Origin of the sequence: Bacillus sp. TL12 (genome assembly GCF_022625245.1) — a bacterium.
Lineage (GTDB): Bacteria > Bacillota > Bacilli > Bacillales > Bacillaceae_G > Bacillus_A.
Map to the genome: position 1 here is coordinate 1 of NZ_JAJJBY010000036.1, position 14,746 is coordinate 14,746.

A 14,746-nucleotide genomic window follows, 5' to 3' on the forward strand; every position below is an offset into this window, starting at 1 on the left:
CAGTTTTCAAAGAACTCGTTTGCCGCTCATTTGCGACTTCCTTATGTTAACATCTTCATTTTTCGATGTCAACTAAGTTTTTCAATTTCTTTTTTTCGCTTTCTGCCGTTTCGCATCAGCGACGGTTATTAATATATCATGCAGTTTATACATGGTCAATACTTTTCATAAAAAAATTTCACATCCCGTTTATTTCTTTTTTCGTTTCATATTTTTAACAAAGCCCCTTCTTTTAAACCAAAAATTCAAAATTATGTGTTATATTGTTGCTATAGGAGCGTGATGGGAATGGGGATTAAATATTCGAACAAAATCAATAAAATTCGAACCTTTGCGTTAAGTTTAGTATTTATCGGACTCTTCATTGCATACTTAGGCGTATTTTTCCGCGAAAATATTATTATTATGACCATTTTTATGATGGTCGGCTTTTTAGCAGTTATCGCTAGCACTGTCGTTTATTTTTGGATTGGTATGTTATCTACAAAAACCGTGCAAATCATGTGTCCAAGTTGTAACAAACCTACAAAAATGCTCGGTCGAGTAGATGCATGTATGCATTGCAATCAGCCCTTAACGCTTGATCGTACTTTAGAAGGAAAAGAGTTTGATGAGAAATATAATAAGAAGAACTATAAAGCATAAAACACGTTTATATAATAAAGAAAGAGGTCGACGTAGCCGTCAGCCTCTTTCTTTATTATATATTACGCCTTATGACATTCTGGACATACGCCATAAATTTCTAAACGATGACTGTTAATAACAAAACCCGTTGCTTTTGCAGCTTCATCTTCAAGTTGTTCCAAACCTCCATAAGGAAAATCAACAATTTTACCACATTTTTCGCAAATCACATGGTAATGCTGACTTGTAACATAATCAAATCTACTTGAAGCGTCTCCATACGTTAGTTCCTTTACAAGTCCAACTTCTTTAAATACGCGCAAATTATTATAAACAGTTGCAACACTCATATTTGGAAACTTACCTTCTAACGCTTTATAAATTTCATCCGCTGTTGGGTGCGTCATAGATTCCACAAGGTACTCTAAAATAGCATGACGCTGTGGAGTAATGCGTACACCCGTATTTTTCAGCATTTCTAGCGCTTCTTTTAATTCTTCTTTGACCACCGTCATGCACCCCGATTCTATACGGATTATTATTTTATAATTCTTATAAAGAGTGTACTCCTTTTCTTGTCAATCGTCAATATTTCTACTATAACTGTGTGGTTTATTTTTCACCCACTCTTATTTTTATGTATTTTTGCCCACCATTTATACATTTACATAGAAAAAAGTGCGAAATAATCGCACTTGGAATACTATCATCTGAGGAGGTATGCCCTACCCTTTTAATGTATGAAGCATCAGCAAAAGGGTGTAGACGTATGCCCCATAGTACTTACATCACACTAAATTTTCTTCAATTCTTATTCGTGCAGAGCCTTAATTTAAATACGAAAGGATGTCTTCAGTATGCCCCTTCACCTTTACCTTTCGCCATTCTTTTACCAGTTCACCATCTTTATTAATCAGAAACGTAGAGCGCTCGATTCCCATATACTCTTTACCAAAATTTTTCTTTAGTTTCCATACATCATATAATTCAGCTACTGTATGATTTTCATCTACTAAGAGTAAAAATGGTAAATCATGCTTTTCGATAAATTTCACATGTCTATTCGCTGGATCTGGGCTTACCCCAAGTATAACCGTATCTTTCTCTTGGAATAATCCGTATGCATCACGAAAATCACATGCCTCTGTCGTGCATCCTGGTGTCATATCTTTCGGATAAAAATATAGAACTACATTTTTCCCATGAAAATCCGATAGTTTAATCTGCTCTCCATTACTTCCTTCTAGTGTAAAATCTGGTGCCACTTCTCCTACCGCGACCATCTTTATCACTCCTTGTCTTTTCTTTTACTATAACAAATATTACCTTACCCCGCACTAACGGGCAGTAATACTCCTACCTCACAATTCAGTGCAAGCAATGTCCAGCTCTAGCGGCTAGAATCTCCGGTCGTTTCGCCCCCTCGGACGAGGCAAAAGGCGCCTCTCTGTCGGGTGCTCCAACTTCCTGCGATTCTGAATGAGCCGCTTCCGCTTTTCTAAAGAAGTTAAGTGGTAGATAAACTGCCTGTAAAGGCCCGATTGGTGAGGGCTAATAATCAGCGGGGGATGAAGAAAACCCCCACTGATTAAAGTTTCACTTTATTTTTCATTGTCTATCACAGTCCGAACTACGAATGCAAATGGCAAAGTATATCCAATCAACGCTTCAATAATTGCAATCCAGCGCCCAATTCCAACAGGAGTTACATCACCATATCCAACTGATAATAAAGTAACCGCACTAAAATATAAACATACTTCTACCAGCTGGAAAGAATGAACATTTAAAGTTTCTCCATCTTCTCTTAAGGCGGAAAATCCACTTTCCTCTAATACAACATAACTTAATCCAAATGCGATAAGTACCGTTGTATAAATTAGAAATAATGAAGTTAGATTATACAAAGAAAAGAAACGCTTCGAATCTGAATATGAGCTCCATAATATTTGAATACTTCTTAACACAGCAATCGCTGAAATTAATAAAATAAGTCCCCACAACATGTCCTCCACCTCATCCTATATGTATGAGGACAAAGAACAATTTATCCCATAGTAAACGAAGCTTTTATACCCTTTGTTAGTTTCCCGCACCGCGATATTTCTTCACTCCAAAATTCCAAAGTGTGATTGCAATTGTAAAACAAATCACACCAACAATCGGTGTCGCAAATGCATAGCAGTTCCATTCTGTCTTTCTCAGAAAATATGCCGCTGGATATACGCCAACAAATGCAAACGGTAGTACAAACGTTAAAACAAAACGAATCACACGGTTGTAAATATTTACCGGATAACGCCCATAATTCCCTATGTTATACATGAGTGGCATAATCGAACTTTTTGCATCAGACCAGAACCCGATACTTGCAAGCGTTACAAATATCCCGCCATATACAAGTGCCCCTCCTGCTACCATAAGCAAGAAAAGAAAGAAATCGTACCAATAAAAAGATAATTGCAGCTCTACTGCCGCATATCCCATTACAATTATCCCAGTCACTGCACCAATTAAAGACTCCAGTTCCATTCGTTCTAATATTATCTGAAATAAACTATGAATTGGCCTTGTTAAAACGCGATCCATTTCTCCCTTAATAATATATCTATCATTAAAATCCCATATATTAAAGAAAGCAGAAAAAATCGCAAACGGTACTAAGAAAAATCCATAAATAAAAATAACTTCTTCTCTGCTCCACCCTTTTAACGCTTGTGTATGTCCAAAAACAACAAGGATGAAGATTAAATTTACAGCTTGTAATAATAAATCAGATAATAACCCAACGATAAAATCACCGCGATACTCGAGCTTCGTTTTTATATATTGGCTTGCATATTGCAAAAATAGTTTTATATATAACATCCCATCATCCCCCTTGTACAATTAGGCGCTTTCTCGCCGTTTTCCACATCAGTACAATTGGAATAATAAGCACTATTGCCCAAATCATTTGGAATAATAAAGCCTGATACAATTTACTTCCCTGTATACCTTCAGAGAAAATCATGCTCGGAATATAGCTGATTGCTTGAAACGGTAAAAATACCATTGCTTTTTGAGCCCATAGTGGATAAAAGCTAATGGGTAGTAATAAACCTGAAAATAAATCAATAACCACACGTTTTGCATACATAATTCCACTATTATTAAATAAGAAAAAAGTGAGCATGCCTGTCATTAAATTAATTTGCGTATTAATAATAAAACTGAAAACTAACGATAGGAAAAAGTATAACCACGTTTGAAAATTGGTTGTCATTTGTAATGAAAATAAAAGTGTAACAATAATCATGCCTGGGATAGAAAAGAATGCAAAACGAAAGATTCCCTCTCCAAGCCCTTGCATAACTTTCATCCCTAAATAATTATATGGACGAATTAATTCAACAGCTACACGTCCCTCTTGAATTTCCATCGCAATTTCTCTGTCAATATTATTGAAATAAAAAGCACGAGCCATCCATGCGATAGCAATATAGGTTGTCATTTGAGAAATCGATAAACTTTCAATATTCTCTTTCCCACTGTAAATGGCTTGCCACAAAAAATAATACGCTCCGATGTTAATCGTATAAATTAAAATTCCACTATAATAGTTTGTTCGGTAAGCAAGCATCATTAAAAAACGAACACGAATCATTTCAATATACTTACCCATGAATCATACCTTCTTCATAAATATTACGAATAATTTCTTCTGTCGACACTTCATTAATTTTTAAATCTTTAATTTGAAAAGTTTGAACCACTTTGGAGATGAGCATAGAAATTACAACTTCCTCATTTGGTATTTTCGCAATCCATGTATATTCTTCTTTCCCTTCTGACCAAGCTACATGATTATCCGGCATTAGCATTGATAATTGCTGGTATGAAACTGGTGCAGTAAATTGAAAATGTATTTCTTTTTCTGCTCCCCACTGCGAACGAAGTTTTTCTAATGACCCGTCATACATAATGTTTCCTTCATCCAGCATAATGACGCGTTCACATAAAGCCTCAATATCAGTAATATCATGTGTTGTTAATAAAATTGTTGTTTTATAACGCTCATTCATTTCCTTTAAAAATTCACGGATTTTTAACTTTACGAGAACATCTAATCCAATCGTTGGCTCATCTAAAAATAAGAGCGGTGGATTATGAATTAACGCTGCTGCTAATTCACAACGCATTCTTTGACCAAGCGATAATTTACGCACCGGCTTATCTAACAACGGTCCAATATCTAGTGTTTCAATAACATGTTCCATATGTTCTTTATACTGGCTATCCGATACACCATAAACCTTTTTTAATAAACGAAATGATTCTTGTACTGCAATATCCCACCAAAGCTGTGAGCGTTGACCAAATACAACACCAATCGTTCTTACAAATTCTTCTCTCTGTTTATGCGGATTCATACCATTTACCATAATTTGTCCAGACGTTGGTGTTAAAATCCCAGTTAACATTTTAATGGTTGTTGATTTTCCAGCACCATTTTCACCAATATAACCAACCATCTCACCTTGTTTTACAGTAAACGATACATCATTTACTGCTGGTACTATTTTATAATTACGATTTAATAAATCGCGAAACGCACCTTTTAAACCAGAGCGACTTGAATATGCTGTAAATTCTTTACGTAATCCTTGTACTTCAATTACCGATTTCATTAATCGGACCCCCTTCCTCGATACCACAACGAATAGTTTACCCAACTGCCCTTCCTATCACAAACAATACGTCTTTTTGAAAAACATGTTAGAATAATACATAGATTTTTGTAAGGAGATGAATTGTAGTGAATTTCACAAAATCAGAAGCATTACATAAAGAAGCGTTAGAACATATCGTTGGTGGTGTTAACAGTCCTTCTCGTTCTTTCAAAGCAGTTGGTGGCGGATCACCTGTTGCAATGGAACGCGGAAAGGGTGCTTATTTTTGGGATGTAGATGGTAACAAATATATCGATTATTTAGCAGCGTATGGTCCAATCATTACAGGACACGCTCATCCTCACGTAACAGAAGCAATTAAAACAGCAGCTGAAAATGGTGTTTTATACGGAACACCAACAGCACTAGAAGTAAAATTTGCAAAAATGTTAAAAGAAGCAATGCCTGCTTTAGATAAAGTTCGTTTCGTAAACTCTGGTACAGAATCTGTTATGACAACAATTCGCGTAGCTCGTGCTTATACAGGCCGCACAAAAATTATGAAGTTCGCTGGTTGCTACCACGGTCATTCAGATTTAGTACTTGTAGCAGCTGGTTCTGGTCCGTCTACTCTCGGTACTCCTGATTCTGCTGGTGTACCGCAAAGTATTGCACAAGAAGTGATCACCGTTCCATTTAATAATGTAGAAACATTAAAAGAGGCGTTAGATAAATGGGGACATGAAGTAGCAGCTATTCTTGTAGAACCAATCGTTGGGAACTTTGGAATTGTCGAACCTAAACCTGGCTTCCTGGAAAAAGTAAATGAGCTTGTCCACGCGGCTGGCGCACTTGTTATCTATGATGAAGTAATTACAGCTTTCCGCTTTATGTATGGTGGCGCTCAAGATTTACTTGGTGTAACACCCGATTTAACAGCACTTGGTAAAGTAATTGGCGGCGGTCTTCCAATCGGTGCCTATGGCGGGAAGAAGGAAATTATGGAACAAGTTGCACCGCTCGGCCCTGCTTACCAAGCTGGTACAATGGCTGGAAACCCAGCATCTATGGCAGCTGGTATCGCATGCTTAGAAGTACTAAAGCAAGAAGGCGTATACGAAAAACTAGATGAACTTGGCGCAATGCTTGAAAAAGGTATTTTAGAACAAGCTGCAAAACATAGTATCGATATTACAGTAAACCGTCTAAAAGGTGCGTTAACTGTGTACTTCACAACAGATACAATTGAAGATTATGACGCTGCTCAAAATACAGATGGAGAAATGTTCGGTAAATTCTTCAAACTTATGCTTAATGAAGGTATTAACTTAGCTCCATCTAAATACGAAGCTTGGTTCTTAACAACGGAACATACTAAAGAAGATATTGAATATACAATCGAAGCCGTTGGCAGAGCATTCGCTGCCTTAGCAAACGCATAAGTAAATACATGCCTAAAAGAAAAAAATAGAGGACATCCTCTATTTTTTTCTTTTTTCTATTTCATAAATCGCACATTAATAGTATAATTATTCATAATTATCTGTTTTATTTCCGGATTTATATTATTGTTCTGTTGTCTATAAGGCATTATACGTCTTTAAAAATCAGATTATTCACAACTTTTATACTAGAGGGGGGATTGACGGATGCCTAACAATACAAATAAATGGACACCGTCTTTATTTCGAAATTATGCAAATGCAGAACACGATGCGTGTGGAATCGTTTCCGTTATGGAAAAACAGAATGTGCCAACAAAAGAAAATATCGATCTTTGTATACAATCACTTGTAAAAATGAACCATCGCGCTGGCTTTATTAATGGTGAGGGCGATGGTATTGGCGTTCATATTGACTTACCGAAAGCACTTTGGAAAGAAAAATTAAAAAATAGTGGATATAATCCAGCGATTGTGGATCATCCCCACTTTATCGTTGGACATTTTTTTCTAAACAAAAATGAAAATCCTATTCTCTTAAAAAACAGTATTCGTAATAAATTAGACCATCAAAATCTCACTGTGATTTTCGAAAATGATGATGTGATAAACTCTGATGCCCTTGGTCCTCTTGGCAAGCAAGAAGAACCTTTATTTTGGCAAATTGCCATTTTTTCAGAAACACCTACCGAAAACTTGAATCCAGTACTATTCGCCTTAACAATTGAAATTGAGAAAAATACAGCAATTCATGTTGCATCATTAAGTCACGACCATGTTGTGTATAAAGTTCTTGGTGCTGGCGATACACTTGTTGCCTACTATGACGACTTACAACATCCACTTATTGCATCAACAATGACACTTGGGCATAATCGCTATTCCACAAATACATTATCTAATTTTTTTCGCGTGCAACCATTTAGCATCCTTGGCCATAACGGAGAAATTAATACAATTTCCAAATTACGTGACCAAGCCGAAATGATTGATGTACCACTTACTGCTGGAGGCAGTGATTCTCAAGATTTAAACCGCACCTTAGAAACACTTCTCGTTCACTACAACTACAGTCTATTTGAAGCAATGGATATATTATTCCCACCAATTATTAATGAGATTAAATTATACGAGCAACATATGCAAAATTTATATACGTATATTCGTGAAGCATGGGGACATTTTGCTCAGGGACCTGCCGGGATTATTTCACGCTATAAAGATGAAGCTGTTTTTAGTGTAGATTCACTTGGTTTAAGGCCCGTTTGGAAAGTAGAAACAGAAAGTTCCTATATCTTTTCTTCTGAACCAGGTGTTGTATCACCATCTGAATACGTAGCAGAGCCAAAGTCACTTGCCCCTGGAGAAAAAGTAGGTTTAAAGTGGAATACACAAGGTGACCTCGTTCTCTATGAATATGAAACATATCAAGAAGAAGTATATAAGCGAATGAAACAACGCATTAATTTTTCAGATTATCATCTGAACTTATCTACTCCGACCGTGGAAAAAATTGAAGGATTATCTAACCTCCCTCAAGTGGAAACAGAGCAATATGTAGCTTTCGGCTGGGATCGTGAGCATATCCAACTTCTCGAACAAATGGCAACAAAAGGGGTTGAACCAATTCGTTCACTCGGCCATGATGCACCTCTCGCTGCACTTGATCCGGACAGACGAAACATTGCTGATTTTATAAAAGAAAGCGTTGCTGTTGTTACAAACCCAGCAATCGACCGAGACCGAGAAATCGAGCACTTCTCTACACGTACAGTACTAGGAGAACGTCCTAGCTTATTTAGTGGTCAGCAGCAAACTTTTGTTACCGAACTTTTGTCACCAATTATAGTAGAAGGTAATTTAGCACAAGAAATTGCAGAAGATTTGGAAACCATCTCATATGAGCAACTTGTGCAGTTATTTACAACTCATAGTGCAGTTTACAAACTCTCTGTTACATTCACGGCATCAGAAACCTTACATGATGCATTAGACAGGATTAGTACAGAGGCTATAACATCTATAAAAAAAGGTGCTTCGCTGCTACTACTTGATGATGCAAAAGCTCATAAAAATGGACACTTATGGATTGATCCACATTTAATTACAGCTAAAGTACATCAAAAACTAACTGAGCATAAATTACGACGCAAATGCTCCATTGTTGTAAGATCCGGCGCTCTCCGTTCTTTACACGATATTGTTACTCTATATGGGCTAGGGGCAGATGTTATTAATCCATATTTAATGTTCGCAACCGTAAATGATGGATCAACGCAACCAATTGCTAACTTATATAAAGCGTTAAACAAAGGGCTTGAAAAAGTTATTTCGACTATCGGTATCCATGAGCTACGTGGTTATGGCCGTCTCTTCTCTTCAATTGGTTTACACGAAGAAATTGCAAACATACTACAAATTACAAACTTTTTAGGATCACGTACTGTGGCATTTTCACTCGCCTCTTTAGCTGAAGATGCAAAAGCCAGGGCACTTGATTATAGTAATCCAAAAGTTAGAATGAGAAAAACATTTCATGTCTTTCCTCGCATTTGGAAATCGATTGGCGATGTAGCCAAAGGGAATGCTTACGATAATTATCGCGAGAAATTAGCAGAAGTAGAAGATAAGAATCCCATTGCAATTCGCCACCTTGTCCAAATAAAAGAAGCTGAGCAACCAGTGCCAACTGAATGCGTTTCAATTGGCGTAAAAAATCATGACTTGCCATTTATTATTAGTTCGATGTCATTTGGCTCACAAAATGAAATTGCATTCCGAGCTTATGCAGAAGCAGCCGATCGCCTCAATATGATTAGTTTAAACGGTGAAGGCGGAGAGATTAAAGACATGATTGGTAAATATCCGCATACACGTGGCCAACAAATTGCATCAGGGCGTTTTGGTGTAAATGCCGAACTGTTAAACTCATCAAATTTAATTGAAATCAAAATTGGGCAAGGAGCAAAACCTGGTGAAGGCGGACATTTGCCCGGGTCAAAAGTCACTTCTAAAATTGCCGAAGCACGTAATGCAACAATTGGTTCAGACTTGATCTCCCCTTCCAATAACCATGATATTTACTCGATTGAAGACTTAGCACAAATGATTACAGAAATTAAAACAGCCAATCAACTTGCAAAAGTCGCTGTCAAAGTTCCAGTTGTTCCTAACATCGGGACAATTGCTGTAGGAATCGCAAAAGCTGGTGCTGATTTCATTAATATTAGCGGCTTTGATGGTGGCACAGGCGCTGCACGTATTCACGCCTTGCAACATGTCGGCCTTCCAGTTGAAATTGGCGTAAAAGCTGCTCATAATGCTCTATTAGAAGCAAATATGAGACACAACGTAGAGATTTGGGCAGATGGTGGTATTCGCAGTGTAAATGATGCACTAAAAATTATGCTTCTTGGCGCAAACCGTATTGGCTTTGGCACTTTATCTATGATTGCAATTGGCTGTACAACATGCCGGGGCTGTCACTTAGATACGTGTCATGTCGGGATTGCAACACAAATTGAATCTGAAGCACAGTCAAAAGAACATGGACTACGTCGTTTTGTTCCTCGCCAATTTGAAAGTGCTGTAGAAGGTTTATTAAACCTATTTACTACTTTTGGAACAGAGCTTAAACGTTTAACAGGTAAACTCGGTTATACGAACTTACAAGAAATTGTTGGTCGTTCTGATTTACTAGAACAAACGCGAGGCATAGAGCTATTAGATCTACAAAATTTATTACAAACATTAAACAGTACATCCAGCGCGATAACAGAAGCAGCACAGCAACAAGATTATGTAACAACGGATTCTTTCCAATCAAAAGAGTTAGTTGGTGTTGGTGTAGATCAACGCGTAATGGGGGGGCTCGAATCATGCTACCGAGTCCGCAGTAAATTATATGACAACAACACGCTTGAACCAATTACATTAAAATATACAAACGGTTCCGTTCCTGGAAATGGCTTAGGTGCCTACAATAGCGAAAACTTATTTATTCACGTAAATGGCGGTGCACAAGATGGCATCGGAAAAACCTCATTCGGGGGCGGTATTTATATCACCAAAGCAAAAGGAAAAGATGGAACGTACTATAACGGTTCTGTCGGAAAAGGTTTTGGATACGGCGCACAAAAAGGAACTTTATATGTGCAAGGTAACGCCGATGCACGTGCTGGTATTCGCTTATCTGGAGCAGATATGATCATCGGGGGAAGAATCACAAAACCACTTCGAGAAAAAGAACACGGGAACCTAGGCGTTCACGCAAATATTAAAGGCTTTGCTTTTGAATATATGACAAACGGTCGCGCTCTCGTTCTTGGTGATCCCGGTCCATGGATTTGTGCAGGTATGACTGGTGGTGTCGTTTATTTACGTCATCAACCTGAACTTGGTTTAACAGAATCTGCCCTGCAACGAAGAATCGCAAAAGGAGCGAGCGTAACATTACGTCCACTTAGCAAAAACGGGAAATCGGACATTACCGAATTATTATTAGACTACATTCGCGTATTAAACGAGCATGAACAATATGAAGAAGTCGCTTCCTTAACACCGCTATTAGATAACATTCAGCTTCACTTTTATGAAATCATTCCGAAAAAAGAGCAAGCAGACCCATCCATTTCGACTGAATGATACAAGCAAATTTTTATTTACTGAAAATTGACGAAGTGAGCATCACATAGTAATCTATAGTAACAATTTGAAAACCTGCTGAAATTCAGCAGGTTTTTTCATTAAAAACACAGGTTCAAAAAGGAGGAGCTAGAGAGCCGAGCAGATCGAGGAACGGAAGCCAGGAGGATCGGAGTGTAGTTCATACTACATGAGTGCCGAACTGGCGACGTAACGAAGACATGCGACAGCTATCTAAACCGGACTTTTTGAGCATCCATTAAAATATAAGTTCAAAAAGGAGGATTTAGAGAGCCAAGCAGGTCGAGGCACGGAAGCCAGGAGGAACGGAATGTAGCTTATACTACACGAGTACCGGACTGGCGACGTAACGGAGACATGCGACAGCTATCTAAACCGGACTTTTTGAGCATCCTATAAAATATCACTTGCTAACATATTGTAATGAATGTATAGTATCATGTTGTATCATTCATAATGACAAGAGAGAAAGGATATAAAAAAGGGTATGAAACTTGGTGCTCGCATTTTAAAAACGGGTATTGCCATTACATTAGCTTTATTTGCTTGTATTTTGCTCCAACTACCGAGTCCCGTGTTCGCGGGAATTTCAGCAATTTTTGCGGTACAGCCATCTGTATATCGCTCATATTTGACAGCACTCGAACAAATTCAAGCAAACGTAATTGGTGCAGTATTTGCTATTGGATTTGCCTTTGCTTTTGGACACAATCCTTTTATTATTGGATTAACTTGTATATTAGTTATTGCTCTCACACTAAAATTACGTTTAGAAAATACAATATCTATCGCTTTAGTGACGGTCATTGCGATTATGGAATATCAAGGTACCGATTTCTTTGATTTTGCCTTACTTCGCTTTGCAACGATTATGGTCGGAATTATTGCCGCTTCACTTGTAAACTTAATGTTTATGCCGCCAAAATACGAAACAAAACTGTACCATCGTATCGTCGATAATACAGAAGAAATTGTAAAATGGATTCGTATGAACAGCAGGCAAGCTTCTGATTTCACAACATTGAAAACAGATATTGATCGTATGAAAGAAAAAATGATTAAATTAAATCATTATTACTTACTTTATAAAGAAGAAAGAAGTTATACGAAAAAAGTACAATTCGCAAAAATTCGTAAGCTCGTCTTATTTAGACAAATGCTAGCAACAACGAGCCGTGCGTTAAGTACATTAAAAGCATTACATCGCACTGAAAACGAATTAAGGTATATGCCTGAACCATTTCAAGAATCCATTCAAAACGAATTAGATTCATTAACACACTATCACGAACAAGTTTTATTAAAATTTATTGGTAAAGCGAAAAAGCAACAGTCTGTTGAGATGCTTGATGAAGTAGAAACTGGTAAACAAGAATTAATCGATATATTTATGGATTATCAAAATAAAGACGATGAAGAATCCTATAAAATATGGTTACACCTCTTCCCTCTTATTTCTTCAATTATTAATTACAGTGAAGAGGTTGAACATTTAGATTTACTTGTAGATAGTTTTTATACGTACCACAAACCAGAAGACGAACTACAAATTAAAGAAAAAAAAGAAGATGAATAAAGAAACAGCCCCTTTACGCTAAAGGGGCTGTTTCTTCTATATGCTGAATTTGATATAAATTATAATAAAATCCTTGTTTTTGCATCAATTGTTCATGCGAACCCTTTTCTTTTATTTCACCATCTTCAATGTATATAATTGTATCGACATGTGTGATGGTTGCTAATCTATGAGCAATGATAATTGTTGTACGGTCCGCAGCTAATGTTTGAAGAGCCTCTTGAATATGCCTTTCGTTCTCTAAGTCCAAAGCTGATGTTGCTTCATCTAGTATAAGTAAAGAAGGATTTTTCAAAAAGACACGTGCGATTGCTACCCGCTGCCTTTGCCCACCAGATAACTTCACACCTCTTTCGCCAACAACTGTATCGTAACCATCTGGCAAATTCATAATGAAATTGTGAATCTGTGCTGCTTTTGCAGCTGCAATGACTTCCTCTTTCGTTGCTTTCGGGTTGCCATATAAAATATTAGATTGAATCGTATCACTAAATAGAAGGTTATCCTGCAAAACAATCCCAATATGACTACGTAAATTTCTTACGTTATATTCTCTTACATTCATACCATCTATATAAATTGCACCGCTAGAAACATCATAAAACCTTGGAATTAAACTAGCAAGAGATGACTTCCCTCCTCCACTCGCTCCAACGAGGGCAACTTTTTCTCCAGAACGAATTGAGAAAGAAAGGTGATGTAATACATCTTTTTCATCCGTATTATACCGAAATGTCACTTGATCAAATACAATTTCACCAGAAAGCTTTTTTGCTTCAATTGCGTTTGGAATATTTACAATATCATACTTTTCATCCAACAGCTCAAACACTCGATCCATTGATGCAAATGATTGTGTGAGTGTTGTAGAAGAGTTAACAAGGCGGCGTAATGGACTATATAAACTGTCCATATACCCAACAAAAGCAACCATCGTTCCAAGCGTTAAAGAACCTTGAATTACTTCATATGCCGCAAACGCAATAACAAGTAATGGTCCCAAATCCGTTAACGTATTCACCGTAGAAAATGTTCGCGCTGTCCAGCTTGTATGTGTTAATGCTTTCGTTAAAAACTCATTATTTTTCTTATCAAACTGCCCCTTTTCATACTCTTCTAACGCAAAACTACGCGTCACTTGCATCCCTTGAATACGCTCATGTAAGTAACCTTGCATCGTTGCCAATGCTTGTGAACGATCTTTAGTTAATTTACGAAGGCGTCCAAAAAAGTATTTCACTGCAACTGCATAAATCGGCAAAATAAGCAATGCAGCGAGCGTTAACTTTATATTCATAGAAAACATAACTACAATTGCAATAAAAATCGTAGCTGTATCAAGCCAGACATTCATAAGCCCTGTAATAACAAAATCCTTCGTCTGCTCTACATCATGAATCACACGCGAAATAATTTCACCCGTTTTTGTATTTGAATAGTAGCGTAAACTTAGCTTTTGTAGATGTCCAAAAATATGTTTTCGCAAGTCATAAAGCACTGTATTACCAATACGCTGCGCAAAATATTGGCGATAATATTCAACAGGCGGCCTTAGTACACCAAAAATAAAAAAGGCAATACCAATTGCCGTTATCAATTGTGATGTTTTTTCCTGGAGTGATCCACTTCCTTGAATGACATCATCAATAATATACTTTAATAACCACGGCATAATAAGCGGAATACCAAACTTAATGAGCCCAATAATAATTGTAATTGTAATAAGCCATCTATATGGTTTTACAAATTGTAAATATCTTTTTATTCTCTTCATGTAATTCCCC

The 14,746-nt window shown here is 37.1% G+C and carries 11 protein-coding genes; 4 read left to right on the forward strand and 7 right to left on the reverse strand.

Annotation, left to right across the window (positions count from 1 at the left end):
• The first annotated feature begins 288 nt into the window (after nucleotides 1-288).
• Nucleotides 289-645, forward strand: a complete 357-nt coding sequence (locus LOK41_RS23170; protein WP_174102966.1) for a YgzB family protein — start codon at nucleotides 289-291, stop codon at nucleotides 643-645.
• Between the two features lie 62 nt (nucleotides 646-707).
• Here the strand turns inward: LOK41_RS23170 and perR are convergent, their stop codons facing one another.
• The 6 genes from perR to LOK41_RS23200 all read right to left on the reverse strand — a co-directional run bounded on the left by perR (nucleotide 708) and on the right by LOK41_RS23200 (nucleotide 5,297).
• Nucleotides 708-1,136 (reverse strand): peroxide-responsive transcriptional repressor PerR, encoded by a 429-nt coding sequence (perR, locus tag LOK41_RS23175; protein ID WP_000237833.1) that lies wholly within the window; start codon nucleotides 1,134-1,136, stop codon nucleotides 708-710.
• Between the two features lie 318 nt (nucleotides 1,137-1,454).
• Complete coding sequence (bcp, locus tag LOK41_RS23180) at nucleotides 1,455-1,910, reverse strand: thioredoxin-dependent thiol peroxidase (protein ID WP_241818474.1); 456 nt, start codon at nucleotides 1,908-1,910, stop codon at nucleotides 1,455-1,457.
• 318 nt (nucleotides 1,911-2,228) lie between these two features.
• Nucleotides 2,229-2,633, reverse strand: coding sequence for a potassium channel family protein (locus tag LOK41_RS23185; protein ID WP_241818475.1), 405 nt, complete (start codon nucleotides 2,631-2,633; stop codon nucleotides 2,229-2,231).
• A gap of 76 nt (nucleotides 2,634-2,709) precedes the next feature.
• A complete protein-coding gene (locus LOK41_RS23190) occupies nucleotides 2,710-3,495 on the reverse strand; it encodes an ABC transporter permease (protein WP_241818476.1) in 786 nt (261 codons plus the stop codon).
• Nucleotides 3,496-3,499: 4 nt separating this feature from the next.
• Entirely contained in the window at nucleotides 3,500-4,291 is a 792-nt protein-coding gene (locus tag LOK41_RS23195) for an ABC transporter permease (protein WP_241818477.1), read from the reverse strand.
• A complete protein-coding gene (locus LOK41_RS23200) occupies nucleotides 4,284-5,297 on the reverse strand; it encodes an ABC transporter ATP-binding protein (RefSeq protein ID WP_174102960.1) in 1,014 nt (337 codons plus the stop codon). Before LOK41_RS23200 ends, LOK41_RS23195 begins: the two co-directional genes overlap by 8 nt.
• Nucleotides 5,298-5,419: 122 nt before the next feature.
• On the opposite strand from LOK41_RS23200, the gene hemL reads away from it, so the two are divergent.
• From hemL to LOK41_RS23215, 3 genes are all read left to right on the forward strand, one after another.
• A complete protein-coding gene (hemL, locus tag LOK41_RS23205; RefSeq protein ID WP_241818505.1) occupies nucleotides 5,420-6,721 on the forward strand; it encodes a glutamate-1-semialdehyde-2,1-aminomutase in 1,302 nt (433 codons plus the stop codon).
• A gap of 207 nt (nucleotides 6,722-6,928) precedes the next feature.
• A complete protein-coding gene (locus LOK41_RS23210) occupies nucleotides 6,929-11,365 on the forward strand; it encodes a glutamate synthase-related protein (RefSeq protein WP_241818478.1) in 4,437 nt (1,478 codons plus the stop codon).
• 508 nt (nucleotides 11,366-11,873) lie between these two features.
• Nucleotides 11,874-12,962: an aromatic acid exporter family protein gene (locus LOK41_RS23215; RefSeq protein WP_241818479.1), complete on the forward strand. Its 1,089-nt coding sequence runs from the start codon at nucleotides 11,874-11,876 to the stop codon at nucleotides 12,960-12,962.
• A gap of 13 nt (nucleotides 12,963-12,975) precedes the next feature.
• On the opposite strand, the gene LOK41_RS23220 is transcribed toward LOK41_RS23215, so the two are convergent.
• Entirely contained in the window at nucleotides 12,976-14,736 is a 1,761-nt protein-coding gene (locus LOK41_RS23220) for an ABC transporter ATP-binding protein (RefSeq protein WP_241818480.1), read from the reverse strand.
• Nucleotides 14,737-14,746 lie beyond the last annotated feature (10 nt).